Origin of the sequence: Cellulosimicrobium funkei, from assembly GCF_001019615.1 — a bacterium.
In the GTDB taxonomy this organism is placed as follows: Bacteria; Actinomycetota; Actinomycetes; order Actinomycetales; family Cellulomonadaceae; genus Cellulosimicrobium; species Cellulosimicrobium cellulans_E.
Map to the genome: position 1 here is coordinate 25,611 of NZ_JNBQ01000031.1, position 17,624 is coordinate 43,234.

19 protein-coding genes and 1 other RNA gene are annotated in these 17,624 nt (G+C 72.5%); 17 read left to right on the forward strand and 3 right to left on the reverse strand.

The window, feature by feature from the left end; genetic code table 11:
- Window positions 1-5: 5 nt before the first annotated feature.
- Window positions 6-1,367, forward strand: a complete 1,362-nt coding sequence (locus FB00_RS16675; RefSeq protein ID WP_082141428.1) for an LCP family protein — start codon at window positions 6-8, stop codon at window positions 1,365-1,367.
- Window positions 1,368-1,420: 53 nt separating this feature from the next.
- Here FB00_RS16675 and FB00_RS16680 read toward each other — a convergent pair whose 3' ends face one another.
- Window positions 1,421-2,653 (reverse strand): pyridoxal phosphate-dependent aminotransferase, encoded by a 1,233-nt coding sequence (locus tag FB00_RS16680; RefSeq protein WP_047234037.1) that lies wholly within the window; start codon window positions 2,651-2,653, stop codon window positions 1,421-1,423.
- 202 nt (window positions 2,654-2,855) lie between these two features.
- On the opposite strand from FB00_RS16680, the gene FB00_RS16685 reads away from it, so the two are divergent.
- The 16 genes from FB00_RS16685 to ssrA all read left to right on the forward strand — a co-directional run bounded on the left by FB00_RS16685 (window position 2,856) and on the right by ssrA (window position 15,946).
- The gene (locus FB00_RS16685) at window positions 2,856-4,142 is read left to right on the forward strand and encodes a CpaF family protein (RefSeq protein WP_156186436.1); all 1,287 of its coding nucleotides are present in this window, start codon (window positions 2,856-2,858) and stop codon (window positions 4,140-4,142) included.
- A gap of 1 nt (window position 4,143) precedes the next feature.
- Window positions 4,144-5,004, forward strand: a complete 861-nt coding sequence (locus FB00_RS16690) for a type II secretion system F family protein (RefSeq protein WP_047234039.1) — start codon at window positions 4,144-4,146, stop codon at window positions 5,002-5,004.
- On the forward strand, window positions 5,001-5,942 hold the full coding sequence (locus FB00_RS16695) for a type II secretion system F family protein (protein ID WP_047234040.1): 942 nt from the start codon (window positions 5,001-5,003) through the stop codon (window positions 5,940-5,942). The genes FB00_RS16690 and FB00_RS16695 overlap by 4 nt, the downstream gene beginning before the upstream one ends.
- An 81-nt stretch (window positions 5,943-6,023) precedes the next feature.
- Entirely contained in the window at window positions 6,024-6,239 is a 216-nt protein-coding gene (locus FB00_RS22875; protein ID WP_047234041.1) for a hypothetical protein, read from the forward strand.
- Window positions 6,240-6,267: 28 nt separating this feature from the next.
- On the forward strand, window positions 6,268-6,648 hold the full coding sequence (locus tag FB00_RS16705) for a TadE/TadG family type IV pilus assembly protein (RefSeq protein WP_082141431.1): 381 nt from the start codon (window positions 6,268-6,270) through the stop codon (window positions 6,646-6,648).
- On the forward strand, window positions 6,645-7,124 hold the full coding sequence (locus tag FB00_RS16710) for a pilus assembly protein (RefSeq protein WP_313664144.1): 480 nt from the start codon (window positions 6,645-6,647) through the stop codon (window positions 7,122-7,124). Before FB00_RS16705 ends, FB00_RS16710 begins: the two co-directional genes overlap by 4 nt.
- Before the next feature lie 65 nt (window positions 7,125-7,189).
- Window positions 7,190-7,615 (forward strand): hypothetical protein, encoded by a 426-nt coding sequence (locus FB00_RS16715; protein WP_047234056.1) that lies wholly within the window; start codon window positions 7,190-7,192, stop codon window positions 7,613-7,615.
- Window positions 7,616-7,804: 189 nt separating this feature from the next.
- Window positions 7,805-8,419, forward strand: coding sequence for a hypothetical protein (locus FB00_RS16720; protein WP_047234057.1), 615 nt, complete (start codon window positions 7,805-7,807; stop codon window positions 8,417-8,419).
- A 136-nt stretch (window positions 8,420-8,555) separates the two neighbouring features.
- Entirely contained in the window at window positions 8,556-9,695 is a 1,140-nt protein-coding gene (locus tag FB00_RS16725) for a DUF916 domain-containing protein (RefSeq protein ID WP_197088839.1), read from the forward strand.
- A gap of 78 nt (window positions 9,696-9,773) precedes the next feature.
- On the forward strand, window positions 9,774-10,886 hold the full coding sequence (gene prfB / locus FB00_RS16730; protein ID WP_047234043.1) for a peptide chain release factor 2: 1,113 nt from the start codon (window positions 9,774-9,776) through the stop codon (window positions 10,884-10,886).
- Between the two features lie 162 nt (window positions 10,887-11,048).
- Window positions 11,049-11,948 (forward strand): cell division ATP-binding protein FtsE, encoded by a 900-nt coding sequence (gene ftsE / locus FB00_RS16735; RefSeq protein ID WP_082141429.1) that lies wholly within the window; start codon window positions 11,049-11,051, stop codon window positions 11,946-11,948.
- Window positions 11,949-11,953: 5 nt separating this feature from the next.
- The gene (gene ftsX / locus FB00_RS16740) at window positions 11,954-12,865 is read left to right on the forward strand and encodes a permease-like cell division protein FtsX (protein ID WP_047234060.1); all 912 of its coding nucleotides are present in this window, start codon (window positions 11,954-11,956) and stop codon (window positions 12,863-12,865) included.
- Window position 12,866: 1 nt separating this feature from the next.
- Complete coding sequence (locus FB00_RS23030) at window positions 12,867-14,249, forward strand: M23 family metallopeptidase (RefSeq protein WP_047234044.1); 1,383 nt, start codon at window positions 12,867-12,869, stop codon at window positions 14,247-14,249.
- Window positions 14,250-14,453: 204 nt separating this feature from the next.
- Window positions 14,454-14,924, forward strand: coding sequence for an SsrA-binding protein SmpB (gene smpB, locus FB00_RS16750; RefSeq protein WP_047234045.1), 471 nt, complete (start codon window positions 14,454-14,456; stop codon window positions 14,922-14,924).
- 103 nt (window positions 14,925-15,027) lie between these two features.
- Complete coding sequence (locus FB00_RS16755) at window positions 15,028-15,441, forward strand: hypothetical protein (RefSeq protein ID WP_047234046.1); 414 nt, start codon at window positions 15,028-15,030, stop codon at window positions 15,439-15,441.
- A 138-nt stretch (window positions 15,442-15,579) separates the two neighbouring features.
- Window positions 15,580-15,946, forward strand: a transfer-messenger RNA (tmRNA) gene (ssrA, locus tag FB00_RS21770).
- A gap of 80 nt (window positions 15,947-16,026) precedes the next feature.
- On the opposite strand, the gene FB00_RS16760 is transcribed toward ssrA, so the two are convergent.
- Both FB00_RS16760 and FB00_RS16765 read right to left on the reverse strand, forming a co-directional pair.
- Window positions 16,027-16,389: a hypothetical protein gene (locus tag FB00_RS16760; protein ID WP_047234047.1), complete on the reverse strand. Its 363-nt coding sequence runs from the start codon at window positions 16,387-16,389 to the stop codon at window positions 16,027-16,029.
- A complete protein-coding gene (locus FB00_RS16765) occupies window positions 16,382-17,365 on the reverse strand; it encodes a DUF4349 domain-containing protein (protein ID WP_052877739.1) in 984 nt (327 codons plus the stop codon). Before FB00_RS16765 ends, FB00_RS16760 begins: the two co-directional genes overlap by 8 nt.
- Between the last annotated feature and the right edge of the window lie 259 nt (window positions 17,366-17,624).

The window sequence follows — 17,624 nt, forward strand, 5'->3', positions numbered from 1 at the left end:
AGACCGTGCCAACGACCGCCCCCGCCTCGTCGTCCCCGCGCTCGCGGCCCCGAGCGCCGCAGACGACGCACTCCCGGAAGGGCGGGGAGGACAAGCCCTCCGGCGGCCCGCACCACGCGCGTGCGCTGCGCTCGCACCGCGTCGCGCGGGCGGTCGGGCTCGTCCTCACCGGGGCCCTCGTCTTCGTCGCGGTGGGCGCCGGCGCGGTGTACCTCGACCTCAAGTCGAAGATCACCGTGAGTGATGCGACGGACTACGTCGTCGGCATGCCGACCGAGGAACCACCGAAGGACCCGTCCGACCCGTTCGCGGGCAAGGCGCTCAACATCCTCGTCATGGGCACCGACTACCGCGACGCCGCGAACGAGGCGATCGCCGGCAAGGAGGAGGGCATGCGGTCGGACACCACGTTCATCGTGCACGTGTCCGGTGACCGCACACGCATGGAGGTCGTCTCGATCCCGCGCGACTCGCTGGTCGACCTGCCGGAGTGCAAGCTCCCGGACGGCTCCATGTCCTCGCCCCGGCGCAACGTGATGTTCAACGAGGCGTTCCAGATCGGCTCGGGCGGCGTCGACGACATGGACGCCGCCGCCGGCTGCACGATCTCGTCCGTCTACAGCCTCACGGGTGTGCCCATCACCAACCACGTCGTCGTCAAGATGACCGGGGTCATCGGCGTGGTCGACGCGATCGACGGCGTGACCATGTGCTTCCCGGAGCCCGTCGTCGAGGACCCGGACTACGGCACGCTGAACCTCCCGGCGGGCCAGCACACGCTCACCGGCCACGAGGCCATCGGGTTCCTGCGTGCCCGGCACGGCACGGGCATGGGCCTCGAGATGGGGTCCGACCTCACGCGCATCACGCGCCAGCAGGCGTTCATCGACTCGGCCGTGCGCGAGCTGCTGTCCCAGAACATCATCACCAACTCGCCCCAGCTCTACGGCGTCATCGAGGCCGTGCTCGGCTCGATCAGCGCCGACCCCACGATCGCCGACCCGACGGCGCTCGCGGGCCTCGCGTTCAGCCTTCGTGCGATCAAGCCCTCGGAGGTCGTCTTTACCCAGGTGCCCGTCGTCGAGGCGGCGAGCGACCGCAACCGCGTCGAGTGGACGTCGGAGGCGGACGCGATCTGGCAGCGGCTCATCGACGACGCGCCCGCGCCGGGCCACGAGCCAGTCGACCCGCGCGACGACGCGACGGCGCCCGCGGACGGCACGACCGACCCGGCGACCGGGGCGGACCCGGGCACGACGGACCCCGGGACGACCGACCCGGGTACGACGGATCCTGGCACGACCGACCCGGGCACGACGCCCGAGGCCCCGGTCGAGGAGGAGCTCCAGCCCGGCGTCTGCGGCTGATCCGCGCTCGCTGTCGCCGGCGGCGGTCAGGAGCGGTTCAGGTCAGCGGCCGTTCACGGCCGCGTCGTGGCCAGACGGGCCAGTCGGCCGACGGCCTCGTGCAGCACGTCCTCGCGCTTGACGAACGTGAACCGCACGCGAGAGGCCAGCGCGCGGGCCGTCGTCGACCCCGGCGTGCAGAACGCGCTCACGGGGACGCCGACGACGCCCGCGAGGGAGGGCAGCTCGCGGCACAGGGCGGTGCCGTCCTCGAAGCCGAGCGGGGCGCCGTCGGCGATGACGAAGTACGTGCCCTGCGGCACGACGACGTCGAACCCGGCCCGGACCAGACCCTCGCACAACAGGTCGCGGCGCGCGGCGAGCGAGTCGGCCAGCGCGCGCGGGGTCTCGTCGTCGGACAGCGCGTCGGCGATCGCGGGCTGGAACGGCGCGCCCGACGTGTAGGTGAGGAACTGCTTGACGGTGCGCACCGCGGTGACGAGCGGCTCCGGGCCGTGGAGCCAGCCGATCTTCCAGCCGGTGAACGAGAACGTCTTGCCGGCCGAGGAGATCGTGATCGTGCGCTGCCGCATCCCGGGGAGGGTCGCGATCGGCACGTGCCGGGCGTCGTCGAACGTCAGGTGCTCGTAGACCTCGTCCGTGACGACGACCACGTCGTGGCGGCGCGCGACGGCCGCGATCGCGTCGAGCTCGTCGAGGTCGAGCACCGTGCCCGTCGGGTTGTGGGGCGAGTTCACCAGGACGAGGCGCGTGCGGTCGGTGACGGCCGCGCGCAGGGCGTCGAGGTCGAGGCGGAAGCGGTCCGGGCCGGGCACGAGGGGGACGGTCACGTGGTTCGCCCCCGCGAGCGCGATGCACGCGGCGTGGGAGTCGTAGAACGGCTCGAGCGTGACGACGTCGTCCCCCGGTCCGGCCAGCGCGAGGATCGTCGCGGCGAGGGCCTCCGTCGCGCCCGTGGTCACCAGGACCTCGGTCTCCGGGTCGGGGTCCAGCCCGTAGTGCCGGTACTGGTGGCTCGCGATCGCGTTGCGCAGCTCGAGGATGCCCGGACCCGGCGGGTACTGGTTGTGGCCCTCCTCGATCGCGCGGACCGCCGCGTGCTTGACGGTCGCCGGTCCGTCGACGTCCGGGAAGCCCTGCCCCAGGTTGATCGCCCCCGTGCGGTGCGCGAGGGCGGTCATCTCGGCGAAGACCGTCGCCGCCACCGCGCCGTCCGCTCCGAGGAGGCCGGTAGCGCGGGCGGCGGCCTGCCATCGGCCGGGCGGGAGGTCGTTCGTGGCCGTCATGGACACCGACCCTAGTCGCGCCCACGCCCACGATGTGGGACGCCGCGGTCGGGTTCCCGCCCGGCGAGCGCCGCGATCCGCGGGTGCGCGGCGCCGTCGTCCACAGGGCCCTGCCGCGAGACGCGCGGATGCCCTACTCTCTCGGTCAGGTCTTTCCGGTCCGGCGGGGCAGCCGGCCAGCAGAGCAGGGGGAATGCTCGACATGTCTACGGACACGCACGCCGTCGGCGTGCTCGAGGGCGAGGTGCGCGAGCTCGTCCGGCGGCGCGAGGTGGACCCCGTGCGCGACCGGGCGGCCGTCGACCAGCTCGTGCGTGAGGCGGTCGCCGACTACGAGACTCGCAGCGCCCTCGGGGCGGTCGCACCGCTCGCCGACCCGGCGGCGGCGAGCCGGGCGGTCGTGGACTCCGTCGCCGGACTCGGACCGCTCCAGCCGTACCTCGACGACCCGGAGATCGAGGAGGTCTGGATCAACGCCCCCTCGCAGGTGTTCGTCGCGCGGGGCGGCCGGTCCGAGCTCACGACGACGATCCTCACCGCGGAGCAGGTGCGCGACCTCGTCGAACAGATGCTGCGCTCGTCCGGACGTCGGCTGGACCTGTCGAGCCCGTTCGTCGACGCCTCGCTGCCCGGCGGCGAGCGGCTCCACGTGGTGATCCCCGACGTCACGCGCACCGCGTGGGCGGTCAACATCCGCAAGCACGTGGTCCGTGCGTCGCACCTCGACGACCTCGTGCGGCTCGGCTCGCTCACCCCGCAGGCGGCGGCGTTCCTCGACGCCTCGGTCCGCGCCGGGCTGAACATCCTCGTCGCGGGCGCGACCCAGGCGGGCAAGACGACGATGCTCAACGCCCTCGCGGGCTCGGTCCCGCCCACGCAGCGCGTCGTCACGTGCGAGGAGGTGTTCGAGCTCCGGTTCGCCGTGCGGGACGTCGTGTCCATGCAGTGCCGCCAGCCGAGCCTCGAGGGTACCGGCGAGATCCCGTTGCGGCGCCTCGTCAAGGAGGCGCTGCGCATGCGGCCGGACCGCATCGTCATCGGGGAGGTCCGTGAGGCGGAGAGCTTCGACCTCCTCGTGGCCCTCAACGCAGGCGTCCCCGGGATGTGCACCCTGCACGCGAACTCGGCTCGCGAGGCGATCACCAAGATGTGCACCCTGCCGCTGCTCGCCGGCGAGAACGTCTCCGACCGCTTCGTGGTGCCCACCGTGGCGTCCGCGATCGACCTCGTCGTCCACCTCGGCGTCGACGTCGACGGGCGGAGGGTGGTGCGCGAGGTCCTGGGGGTCACGGGGCGGGTCGAGCAGGGCGTGGTGGAGGCCGCGGAGATCTTCGTCCGGAACGGGGACCGCCTGGTGCGGGCGGACGGGTTCCCGCCCGGCGCGGACCGGTTCGCGCGTGCGGGGATCGACCTGGCTGCCGTGCTGCACCCCGGGCGCGCGCTCGTCGCGGACACCGCGGCAGGCCCGGCGTGGTCGGGGGCGAGCTGACGTGGGCGTGGTCGCGGGATTCCTGCTCGGTGCCGGCCTGTTCTGCGTCTGGTGGTCCTTCTGGACGCCGGGCCCGCCCCGGGAGCGCCGCGCGGACGGCTGGGCGGCCCGCACCCAGGACCTCCTCGTGCAGGCGGGTGCGCCCTCCGTGACGCCAGGCGCTCTGGTGGCGACGAGCGCGGGCGTGGGGCTCGTGGTCCTCCTCGTCGCGACGGTGCTCGCGGGGTCGGTGACGATCGCCGCGTGCTTCGGGGCGATCGCCGCGTCGCTGCCGGTGCTCCTCGTGCGCTCTCGTGCCCGACGCCGGAGGGCGCGGCTGCGCGACGTGTGGCCCGAGGTGCTGGACCACCTCGCCTCCGGGGTCCGCGCGGGCCTGTCGCTGCCCGAGGCCGTGGGCCAGCTGGGCGAGCGCGGCCCGGCGGAGCTGCGGGAGCCGTTCGCCCGGTTCGCGGTGGACTACCGCGCGTCGGGGCGCTTCGGGGACTGTCTGGACCGGCTCAAGGACCGGCTCGCGGACCCCGTGGCCGACCGCATCGTGGAGTCGTTGCGCCTGACGCGCGACGTGGGCGGGACGGACCTGGGGCGACTCCTGCGCACCCTGTCGGCGTTCCTGCGGGAGGACGCGCGGACCCGCGGGGAGCTCGAGGCGCGCCAGTCCTGGACGGTGAACGGCGCGCGGCTCGCCGTCGCGGGCCCCTGGGTGGTGCTCGGATTCCTGGCGTCGCGGCCCGAGACGGCGGCGGCCTACAACTCGCTGACCGGGGCGCTCGTCCTCGGCGTCGGAGCCGCCTGCTCCGCCGCGGCGTACCAGCTCATGCTGCGGATCGGGCGCCTGCCCGAGGAGGAGCGGGTGCTCCGATGAACGTGCTGGACGTCTCACTGACGGGGGCCGCGATCGGAGCGCTCGGTGGGGTGGGGGTGCTCCTCGTCGCGGCCGGTGTCCGCGGTCGTGCGATCCGGCTCGACGAGCGCCTCGCGCCCTACCTGCGGACCCACGACACGACGTCGGTGCTCCTGCGCGACCAGCCGACCTGGACGCCGTTCCCGACGGTCGAGCGCTTGGTCGCGCCGGTGCTCGCCGACGCCGGCCGGGCGCTCGAGCGGCTCGGCTCCACGTCCTCCGACGTCCGCCGTCGGATCGAGCGCGCGGGCCGTCGTCAGACCGTCGAGCAGTTCCGTGCACGCCAGCTCGTGTGGGGCGTCGTCGGGCTCGCCCTGGGTACGTCGTTCGCGATCGTCCTCGCCGCGACGCGGGGCTCGTCCGTCGTGCTGCTCGCGCTCCTCGCGCTGCTGTGCGGGGTGGGAGGGGTCCTCGTCTGTGACCACGCCCTGACCCGCGCGGTACGACGCCGGGAGCAACGCATGCTCGCGGAGTTCCCGACCGTCGCCGAGCTGCTCGCCCTCGCGGTGAACGCCGGCGAGGGCCCGGTCGCGGCGCTCGAACGGGTCGCCACGACGGCCCACGGAGAGCTCTCGGAAGAGCTGCGCGCGACGCTCGCGTCCGTGCGCGCCGGCACGCCGCTCGCGCGGGCGCTCGAGCAGCTCGCCGATCGGACGGGTCTGCCGAGCCTGACCCGTTTCGCGGAGGGCGTCGCCGTCGCGGTGGAGCGCGGGACCCCGCTCGCCGACGTCCTGCGCGCCCAGGCGCAGGACGTGCGCGAGTCCGGGCGCCGCGCACTGATGGAGGCGGGTGGCAAGAAGGAGGTGGCGATGATGATCCCGGTCGTCTTCCTCATCCTTCCCGTGACGGTGGTCTTTGCCGTGTATCCGTCGCTCGCCACACTGCGGCTCGGATTCTGAGCGGGGGGCTCCCCGGGGTGCTCTCGGCACCCGCACAGCTTGAGAACGACACGACCGACGACGGACGAACCAGGGGGAACCATGCAGGGGTGGGGTAGCAGGACGCAGGGTGCGCGGCGAGCAGGGCGCGAGGCGGTCGGACGCCTGCTGCGCGGAGACCGGGAACGGGGCGACGTCCCGGGGTGGGTGCTCATCACCCTGATGACGGCGGGCCTCGTCATCGCGTTGTGGGCCGTCGCAGGGCCGGCGTTGACCCAGGCCTTCAGCAACGCGATCTCGAGCGTGGGTGCGCCCTGAGGTGGCGCACGGCGACGCTTCCGGCACGGTGTCCGACGCCCACGAGCGCGGATCAGCGGTCGTCGACTTCACCCTCGTGTCCCTTCTGGTGCTCGTGCTGTTCCTCGGTGTCGTCCAGGTGGCGCTCGCCGTCCACGTGCGGGCGACGCTGGTGGACTGTGCCGCCGAGGGCGCTCGGGTCGCCGGCCGTGCCGACCGCGGCCCGCAGGACGGGGCCGTCCGGACGCGCGAGCTGATCACGGCCGCGCTCTCGCCGCGTTACGCGCAGGACGTCGTGGCGCGGCAGACCGTCGTCGAGGGCCTCCCGGTCGTCGAGGTCACGGTCGCGGCGCCCCTCCCCGTGGTGGGTCTTCTCGGTCCTGCGGGTGTGGTGACCGTCGACGGGCACGCGCTCGAGGAGGCGCCGTGATCCGTCGGCTGCGGGTGCTGCTCGTCCGGCTCACCGGGGGCGGGCCGCGGGCGGAGCAGGGGAGCGCGGTCGTGGAGTTCCTGGGCGTGGCGCTCGTGCTGCTGGTGCCGGTGGTCTACCTCGTGCTGACCGCCGGGCGGCTCCAGGCCGCCACGTTCGCGGTCGAGGGTGCCTCGCGGGAGGCTGCGCGGGCCTTCGTCACCGCGCCGTCCGGGGACGACGGCGCGCGGCTCGCCGAGGCGGCCGTCAGGCTCGCGCTCGACGACCAGGGCTTTCGGCCCGGCGGGGACGTGCTGACGATCTCGTGCTCCGCCACGCCCTGTCTCGAGCCCGGGGCCGAGGTGGTCGCCCGGGTGAAGTTCGAGGTCCCGCTGCCGCTCGTCCCGTCGTTCGTCCGTGCCGCGGTGCCTCTCGCGGTCCCGGTCGAGGCGCAGCACGTCGCGTCCGTCGACGAGTACGCAGCGAGGCGGCCGTGACGCGTGCGAGTCGCGACTCGTCGCCGCGGCGTGCTCCGTCGGACGGGTCGGAGGACGGTCGGATCATGCTCCTCACCGCGGCCTTCGTCGCGTTCGCGCTGCTGCTGGTCACGGTCGTGGTGAGCGCGACGCAGGTGCACCTCGAGCGCAAGCGGCTGTACGAGCTCGCGGACGCGCTCGCCCTCACCGCAGCGGACTCGATGGAGCCCGAGTCCTTCTACACGGGTGCCGCGACCGCGCCGGTCGAGAGCGGCGCCCTGACCCTCACGGATTCGTCGATCCGGTCGGACGTCCAGGACTACCTCGCGCGCAATCCTGAGGCGCTCGACGGCTTGCACGACGTCGTCGTGACCGAGGCGTCGACCGCGGACGGGCGCACCGCGACGGTCGGTCTGGCTGCGCGGGCGCGACCCGCGATGATCGGCTGGGTGACCCAGGCGTGGAGTGATGGCATCATCGTGCGTGCAGAGTCACGTGCCAGAGCGTGGTGAGCACCTGTTGCTGTTCGACGACGAGCATCCAGGAAGGGACGGTTCGCAACGACGCGTGAGCATGCTCCCGCGCCTTTGTTTACTTTCTTAACTTTGGATGGCCACTTCTGGTTGGGACCTGTCAAAACCCCAGGTTCGCCGCTATGGTGATCCGGTCCGACAACAACTCCAACGATGGAGAGCTACAACATGAACGCACGAGCAACGAAGAAGCTCGTCGCCGGGGGTGCCCTCGGTGCGATGCTCATCGGCACGGTCGCCCTCGCGTCCGCTGCCTCCGCAGACCAGGTGGGCGACGACCAGGGTGTCGACGTCTCGGTCGAGATCGAGTCGAACGTCGAGCCGGGCAACCTCGCCCTCTCGGTCGCCTCGAACGCGACCTCGCTCACCGAGCAGGACTCGACCGTCGACGGCACCCGTGAGTTCACGGGCACCCTGCCGAACGTCACCGTCACCGACACGCGCACCGAGGTTGCCGAGGGCGCGTACTGGTACGTCGTGGGCAGCGCCTCGGACTTCACCGGCGACGCCGGCACGATCGCGGCGTCGAACCTCGGCTGGGCGCCGTCGCTCGTCAGCGAGAGCGAGAGCGGCCTCGTCGAGGCGGGCGAGGGCGTCGACCCCGCGCTCGAGGGCGGCGAGGGTCTTGCCGAGCAGGACCTCCTCGTGTCGGCCTTCGACTCGGCCGAGGTCAACCCGGAGGGCTCCTGGACCGCGAACGCGGGCCTCACGCTCCGCACCGCCGAGGACGTCGCCGCGGGCGCCTACTCCTCGACGATCACGCTCTCCCTCTTCGAGGACTGAGCACACCCGGTCCTCGTGACCTGACGGTCGGCCACGGTCGACCGTCGACCGAGCAGTCCACGGCGGGCCGCTCCACTCGTCCGGCTTCAGGTCGGATCGGGTGGGCGGCCCGCCGTCGTACGGAGAGAGCACCTGCGTGAACCCTGCACCACACCTGAGCCACCGGCCGCGCCGGTCTACTCGCTGGTTCGCCGCGGCCGGCGCAGTCCTCGTCGCGGCCCTCGTGCCCGCGCTGCCGGCGGGCGCCGCGACCAGCGGCACCCTGCCGCTCGACACCGAGGACGTCATCACGTGGGGGGTCAAGCCCGCCGACGCGGACGGACCGGACGGTCGCACCCGCGTCGAGCTGGTCCTCGACCCCGGGGCGTCGGCGTCCGAGAACCTCGCCGTGTCGAACTTCAGCGACGTCGCCGTGACGTTCTCGATCCAGGCGGCGGACGGGTACATCAACCCCAAGGGCAGGTTCAACATGCTGCCGTCCGACCGGGAGTCGACGGGTGCCGGGACCTGGATCGAGGTCCAGGACTCGGTCGAGGTGGCGCCCGACGCGACGGTCGTCGTGCCGTTCACCGTGACCGTGCCGGACAACGCCACGCCCGGCGACCACGTCGCCGGCATCGCCGCGACGGTGAAGAGCACCGACGAGGGCGAGGGCGGGACGAGCGTCGGCGTGGAGAGCCGCGTCGGCTTCCGCGTCTCGACGCGGGTCACGGGAGAGGTGCAGCCGCTCCTCGCCGTCGAGAACGTCAAGGCGTCCTACGCGCCGTCGTGGAACCCGTTCGCGGCGGGCGACCTGACGGTCTCCTACGACGTGGTGAACGACGGCAACGTGCGTCTCGGCGCCGAGGGTGGCGTCACGACGAGCGGCTTCTTCGGTGCGGTGTCGGCGGACCGCGCGGCCGCGGCGATCCCCGAGGTCCTGCCCGGCGGCTCCCAGCGCACGCGTGTCGAGACGTCGAACGTGTGGCCGCTGGGACCGGTCCGCTCGACGATCACCGTGACGCCGACGACGGTGGACGACGACGAGATCGACGCACCGCTCGAGCCGGTGGAGGTCACCGTGACGACCTGGGCCGTCCCGTGGCCGCAGCTCCTGCTCGTCGCGATCGTCGTGGTCCTCATCGTCGGCGTCCGCGACGACCGCCGTCGCCGTCGCCAGCGCCTGGAGGCCATGCTCGCCAGGGCGCGCGACGAGGGACGCCAGCAGGCGGCCGGGGGCGAGCCCGCGCCGTCGGGCACGGGGTCGCCCGCCGCGAAGGGCGAGCCGAAGGGCTGACCGCCGCCGCGCCGTCGGGCACGGGCCTCCCGGCCCGACGGCGCGGAGCGCGCGCGGTGTCGCGTAACCTTGAACCTCGTGGCCACCATCGACTTTCCGACCGAGATCAAGGCGCTGCGCAGCACGCTCGAGTCCATCGAGAGCGTGAGCGACCCGGAGGTGCTGCGCGCGAAGATCGCGGACCTCTCGGAGAAGGCATCGGCCCCCGACCTGTGGGACGACCCGGACGCCGCGCAGAAGGTGACGTCGGCGCTCTCCGCCGCGCAGTCCGAGCTGGAGCGGGTCAAGAAGCTCGGCCAGCGCATCGACGACGTCGAGACCCTGGTCGAGATGGGTCAGGAGATGGAGGACGAGGACACCCTCGTCGAGGCGGAGACCGAGGTCGGCGCGATCCGCAAGGACCTCGACCAGCTCGAGGTCCGCACGCTCCTCGCCGGCGAGTACGACGCCCGTGAGGCCGTCGTGACGATCCGCGCGGGCGCGGGTGGCGTGGACGCGGCCGACTTCGCGGAGATGCTCCTGCGCATGTACCTGCGCTGGGCGGAGCGGCACGGCTACTCGACCACCGTGCTCGACACGTCGTACGCCGAGGAGGCGGGACTCAAGTCGGCCACGTTCGAGGTGAAGGCGCCCTACGCGTTCGGCCACCTCTCGGTCGAGGCGGGCACGCACCGCCTCGTGCGCATCTCGCCGTTCGACAACCAGGGCCGGCGCCAGACGTCGTTCGCGGCCGTCGAGGTCATCCCGCTCATCGAGCAGACGGACTCGATCGAGATCCCGGAGTCGGAGATCAAGGTCGACGTCTTCCGCTCCTCGGGCCCGGGCGGGCAGTCCGTCAACACGACGGACTCCGCGGTGCGCATGACGCACATCCCCACCGGCATCGTCGTGTCGATGCAGAACGAGAAGTCGCAGATCCAGAACCGCGCCGCCGCGCTGCGCGTCCTCCAGTCCCGCCTGCTGCTCGTGCGCCAGGAGGAGGAGAACGCGAAGAAGAAGGAGCTCGCGGGCGACATCAAGGCGAGCTGGGGCGACCAGATGCGCTCCTACGTGCTCCAGCCGTACCAGATGGTCAAGGACCTGCGCACCGAGCACGAGGTCGGCAACCCGTCGGCGGTGTTCGACGGCGACATCGACGACTTCATCGAGGCCGGGATCCGCTGGCGCCGTGGGGCGCAGCAGGACGCCTGACCCCGCGCGAGCCCACCCGGGCGGTTGATCCGAGCAACGGGTCGATGCGCCCGGGCGCGGCGTGTCCGCCCCGCCGGGCCGGAGACGCGTGCCTACCCTCGGGATCGTGCGACGAACCTCGTTCGTCCACGGATCGACCCCCGACCCGAGGAACGTGCCGCTGTGATCCGCTTCGAGAACGTCACCAAGGTCTACGCGCGCGGCGCGAGGCCGGCCGTCGACGACGTGTCGATGGAGGTTCGCCGCGGCGAGTTCGTCTTCCTCGTCGGCGCGTCGGGCTCCGGCAAGTCGACATGCCTGCACCTCGTCCTGCGCGAGGAGCGCCCGACCAGGGGGAAGGTCTTCGTCGCGGGCCGCGACCTCGGGTCGCTGTCGAGCTGGAACGTGCCCAAGCTGCGGCGCCAGATCGGCGTCGTCTTCCAGGACTTCCGCCTCCTGCCCAACAAGACGGTGTTCGAGAACGTCGCGTTCGCGCTCCAGGTGATCGGCAAGCCGCGCCACACCATCGCGATCACGGTGCCGGAGACGCTCGAGATGGTGGGCCTCGCCGGCAAGGAGAAGCGTCGCCCGCACGAGCTCTCCGGCGGTGAGCAGCAGCGCGTCGCCATCGCGCGCGCCATGGTGAACCGGCCGCCGATCCTGCTCGCCGACGAGCCCACCGGGAACCTCGACCCCACCACGTCGCTCGGGATCATGCGCCTGCTCGACCGCATCAACCGCACCGGGACCACCGTCGTCATGGCGACGCACGACGAGGAGATCGTCAACCAGATGCGGCGCCGGGTCATCGAGCTCGACACCGGCACGCTCGTGCGCGACCAGGCGCACGGCGCGTACGGGGCCCGGGGACAGGTCATCCCCGACCCGGACCGCAACCCCTCGGTCGCCGAGACCGGCAGCACGGCCGGCCCCACGACGGGCACCGCACCGGAGTCGTCGCCGACGACGGCCGTCCCGCGAGCGCAACCGGCCGCGGCCCGGCCGGCCGCCGAGGAGGAGCAGGTCGAGCCGCCGTCGCGACGCTCGGTGCGCCGCCACGTCGAGGCGACGGCGGGGGAGTGATCGGCGTGCGACTCCAGTTCATCCTCGCGGAGCTCGGCCAGGGCCTGCGGCGCAACGTCTCGATGACCGTCTCGGTCGTGCTCGTGACGTTCGTGTCCCTGACGTTCGTCGGCGCGTCCATGCTGCTCCAGGCGCAGATCGGCAAGCTCAAGGACGACTGGTACGACAAGGTCGAGGTGTCCGTCTTCCTGTGCCCGACCGGCTCTCCGTCGCCGACGTGCGCGGCGGGCGAGGCGACCCCGGACCAGATCGCCGCGCTCGAGGACGTGTTCGAGTCCGAGCTCGCCGACGAGATCCAGACCGTGTACTTCGAGTCCAAGGACGACGCGTTCGCGGCGTTCCAGGAGCGGTACCCGGACGGCTACCTCGGCACGCAGCTCACCGTCGACGACATGCAGGCGTCCTTCCGCCTCAAGCTCACCAACCCGGAGAACTACGAGGTCGTCAACGACGTCGTCACCGGGCGCCCGGGCGTCGAGGTCGTCGAGGACCAGCGGCGCATCTTCGACTCGCTCTTCCTCGCGCTCAACCGAGCGTCGCTCCTCGCCGCCGGGCTCGCCGCGGTCATGCTCCTCGCCGCGGTGCTGCTCATCACGACGACGATCCGGCTGTCGGCGCTGAGCCGGCGGCGGGAGACCGGCATCATGCGGCTCGTCGGGGCGTCGAACCTGTTCATCCAGCTCCCGTTCCTCCTCGAGGGGGCGATCGCGGCCGTGCTGGGCGCGCTCCTCGCGGTCGGCGGGTTGTGGGTGGGGGTGAAGTACCTCGTCACCGACTGGTTGTCGCAGTCGGTGACGTGGGTGGCCTACGTCGACGAGTCGGACGTGCTCCGCATCGCGCCCGTCCTCGTCGGCATCGCGTTCCTGCTGGCGGCCGTGTCCTCGGTCGTCACGCTCAACCGGCACACGAGGGTGTGAGATGACCCGGGACCTCCGCCGCGCGACCGCGGCCCTGATCGCCACGACGATGCTCCTCGTGGGAGGTGTCGCGTCGGCCTCCGCCGACGACATCGACGACCGCCGCGCAGCAGCAGAACGGCGGCAGTCCGAGATCCTCGGCAACCGCGAGCAGCTCCAGTCGGAGCTCGAGGACACGGACGCCGAGCTCGCGCAGGCGGTCGTCGACCTCCAGGCGATCGAGGCGCGGCTGCCGGTCGCCCAGGCCGAGCTGGACGCAGCCGAGGCCGAGGTCGAGCGGACCCAGCGCGAGGCGGAGCTGCTCGCCCAACGGCTCGAGGACGCCCTGGGGCAGGAGGCCGCGATCAGCGCCGAGATCGAGCGCGGCGCGACCGAGGTCGCCGACGCGAAGTCCAGCATCGCGGAGATGGCGCGTCAGGCGTACCGCGGTCAGGGCGACGTGTCCAGCCTCGGCATCGTCACGGGCGCGGAGAGCACCGAGGAGTTCATCGAGGAGTACGCGGTCTCGTCGACGGCGGCGCGCAGCCAGTCCCGGTCGCTCCAGGACCTCCTCGAGGCGGAGTCGGTCGCGCGCAACCGTGAGGCGCGCCTGCAGGCGGTGCGCGAGACGGTCGCCGACCTGAAGAAGCAGGCGGACGAGAACCTCGTCGCCGCGGAGGCGGCGCGCAAGGCCGCGGCGGACCGCAAGGCCGAGGTCGAGCAGCTCATCGTCGACCAGCAGGCGAAGAAGGCGACGATCGAGGAGCGCAAGGCCGCCGCCGAGGCGAAGGTCGCCGAGAACGAGGCGGCCCAGCAGTCTCTTCAGCAGGAGATCAAGGGGATCATCGCCGAGCAGGCGGAGCGCGACCGCAAGGCCGCCGAGGAGGAGGCGCGGCGCCAGCAGCAGCAGCAGTCGTCCGGCGGCGGCGGGTCGTCAGGCGGCGGTGGCGGTGGCGGCGGAGGGGGCGGTGGGTCCTCTTCGGGGGGCGACCGGGGCAGCATCTCGAGCTTCCTGTCGTACCCGACCGCGGTGCCGCACGTGACGTCGAGCTACGGGATGCGGCTGCACCCGATCCTCGGGTACTACCGCATGCACGCCGGGACCGACCTGCGTGCCTACTGCGGTACCCCGATCATGGCGGCCGGCCCGGGCACGGTGGTCCACGCCCAGTGGCGCAACGGCTTCGGCAACCAGGTGCTGATCAACCACGGCACGGTCGGCGGCAAGAACCTCATGACGAGCTACAACCACCTCACGCGTTTCGCGGTCTCCTCCGGGCAGAAGGTCGAGAAGGGCAAGGTCATCGGCTACTCCGGCAACACCGGGCTCTCGGGAGCGTGCCACCTCCACTTCGAGGTGTACGTCAACGGGTCCACCATCGACCCGATGTCGGTCCTGGGCTGACCCGCGTCCGCTCGCGCACGGCCCTGTCGCGCGCCGCAGTCTGACCCGCGACGTCCGGTCGCGGGGGATAATCGGTACCGGGCGTGGTCGGGCACCCGTACGCTGGTGCGCCGGCACGACGACGGCACCTGGCTCCGAGCGGCGCGGGACCGGAGGTCTGGCGCCGCGGGCGACGACACGACAGCGAAGGACGGTAGGACACGGATGGCGAAGGACACCGGCCGCAAGGTCGTCGCCAGCAACCGCAAGGCACGTCACGACTACGTGATCGAGGACGTGTACGAGGCGGGGATAGTCCTGTCGGGCACCGAGGTCAAGGCGTTGCGGATGGGGCGGGCCTCGCTCGTCGACGGCTACGTCGCCGTCGACCGGGGCGAGGCCTGGCTCGAGAACGTCCACATCCCCGAGTACACCGAGGGCACGTGGAACAACCACGCCCCGCGTCGCAAGCGCAAGCTGCTCCTGCACAAGGAGGAGATCCTGCGGCTCGAGTCCAAGACGCGCGAGAAGGGCCACACGATCGTGCCCCTCGCGCTGTACTTCCTCGACGGGCGGGCGAAGGTCGAGATCGCGCTCGCCCGCGGCAAGAAGGAGTACGACAAGCGGCAGGCCCTGCGCGAGAAGCAGGACAACCGCGAGGCGCAGCGCGCCATGCGGCAGCGCGAGCTGCGTTGACCCCCGGGGGCTCTCCGGGCCGACGACGGCCCACCCGCTGGTGACCTCGTCGCCCTCGACGTACGGTCGAGGGCGAGACGACGACCACGAACCAGGAGGCCCCATGGTCAAGCTCCGTCAGTACATCCCGCGCCTCGCAGCGGGCGCGTACATCCTCAACTCCGGCCTGAACAAGCGCGGCGCGGACGAGGCGACCGCGCAGGGGATCCACGGCATGGCGGCGGGGACGTACTCGTTCCTCGGGGACGTCGAGCCGAAGCAGTTCACCAAGGCGCTCTCGACCACGGAGATCGCGCTCGGCGCGGCGCTCGTCGCCCCCTTCGTCCCGACCGGGCTCGTGGCCGTGGGCCTGGGCGTCTTCTCGGCGGGGCTCGTGGGCATGTACCTGAAGACCCCGGGCATGACGCGCGAGGACGGGGTGCGCCCGACCGAGCAGGGCACCGGGCTCGCGAAGGACGTGTTCCTCCTCGGGATCGCGGGCGGTCTGCTCGTGGACGCCCTGAGCCGCAAGAAGTAGTCGTCGGCGTCGCGAGCCGGGCCACGTCCGGGAGGTGCGGAAATATCGGTGCGGCGACCGACGTTCATCCCGTAGGCTTGTCCTGCTGAGCGAGGACCGGGTCCGCCCGGGCGCCGCGCAGTGATTGACAACTCCACAGGGGGTGATCGGTTTCGACGGTGGTCGTGCTTCGAGGAGAAGCGGGCCGAGGATGCAGGCTTATCTCGTTAACGATGTCTGCAAAACACAGGTGCCGATAACAAGCGCACCGACTTCGCCCTCGCCGCCTGAGCGAGCCCCGAAGTCCGTCAGCCCGAGCTAGCTCTCGACTCGGATCCTGGCGTCATCTAGAGAGCCACTGCTCGCAGTCCTCGTCATCGGGGCTGCGGGGACTTTCAGGTGACTGAGCCCGTCCGCATCTTGTCTGCGTGAGTGCGGGGGCCGAGAAAAACGACAGCAGACTGCGCCCGGAGAAGTCCTCGATCGGCGTCACCGGACCGGGGTTCGATTCCCCGCACCTCCACCCCTGCGGCGACGGCCCGCACCCCTCGAGGGTGCGGGCCGTCGTCGTCCCGGCAGGTGGTCGTGATCCGACACGGTCGCCCGTCACCACCCGTGCTGCGCCCAGGCGGCGGCCGCCTCCTCGCCGTCGAGCCACTCGACCCGCAGCCGGCGCCCCCGCACGACGAGGCCGCCGCCGTCCTCGCGCGGGAGCGGCGGCGCCTCGGGGTCGTCGCTGTACAGGTCCTCCGTCAGGGCCGCGTCGGCGTCGTCCAGGTGGGCACGCCACTGGACGCGCGGCTCGGGGTTCACGTGCCGCGGGAAGGCGGACGGCCCGACGGTGTCCCAGTGCGTGCACACGCGCGTCACGAGGTGCCCGACCGGTCGCGGCTCGCCGTCGTCCGGCTCGTGCCAGAGGCGCGCGACGCGCCCGGTCGACGGGGTCTCGGCGATCGTCGGGTCAGTCATGGGTGGATGCCCCGACGAGCGGCCCGCGGCTCGCGGCGGGGGCGTCGGGTCCGTCGTCGGGCCCCGGACGGTCGGCGTCGGCCGACGGCGTGCCACCGTCCTGGGCTCGCCGCCGGAACCGCCGCAGGACCCAGCGCACGACGAGCAGCACCACCCCGGCGACCACGAGCCACGGCAGCAGTGCACCGAGGACGACGACGAGCCCGTTGAGCGTGGAGAGCAGGGCGTTCCAGCCGTTCTGCAGGCCCCCGAGGAAGCCGCCGGGGGCGAGCCGCTCGGTCGGCACGACCTCCACGACGGTGACGTGCAGGGTCGACATCGAGACCTGGTCCGTGAGCGCCGCTCGCTGCGACTGGAGCGACTCGAGCTCGGCCTGTCGTGTCGTCAGCTCCTGCTCCGCGGCGAGCAGGTCCGCGGTCGTGGCGGCGTCGCCCATGAGCGTGCGCAGCCGTTCCACGGACGTCGTCAGGGCGTCGACCCGGGCGTCGAGGTCGCGTGCGGTCCCGGTCACGTCGACGGCCTCGATCGAGAGGTCGCGCACCTCACCCACCTGGTCGAGGGCGTCGACGGTGGCGGTCGTCTGCGTCGACGGCACCCGGATCGTCAGCTCCGCGGACGCGCGCGCGTCGCCCTCGGGCTCGGACTGCCGCCGGCTCTCGACCCGGCCGCCCGCGCTCTCCGCGAGGTCGGCGACCGCGTCGGCCGCGACCGCCGGGTCGTCGGCCACGACCGTGACCGACCCCGTGGTGACGATCTCCCGCTCCGCCGCGGCGACGGCGTCCTCGTCGCCCGGGGCGATCCCCGAGGCCACGTCCTCGGCGGCGTCCGTGCCGCCGCCCTCCGCGACCTCCGAGACCGCGCCGCCGTCGTCCTCGGAGAGGGACGCCATGTCGCCCGAGGACGCGGTGCAGCCCGCCAGGAGAGCGCCGCCGAGCAGGAGCGTCGCGACGACGGCGAGGGGGCGAGTGGTCCGCATGCTGCGAGAGTAGGGGGCCAAGCGTGCGAACCGGACACCGCGCGCGACATCGTGACCGTCTTGTGAACTGGTCGTGATCCAACCGCAGCGCGACACCCCGGACCGTGGACGGCGGCGCGGTCCCGGGCCCCGGCACGGCAGGATGGGTGCGTGCTCGTGTGCTGCGGTCTCGTGACCCTCGACGTCGTCCAGGTCGTCGACGCGCTGCCGCGACCTGACGAGAAGGTCGTCGCGCGGTCCGTCGCCGCGACCTCGGGGG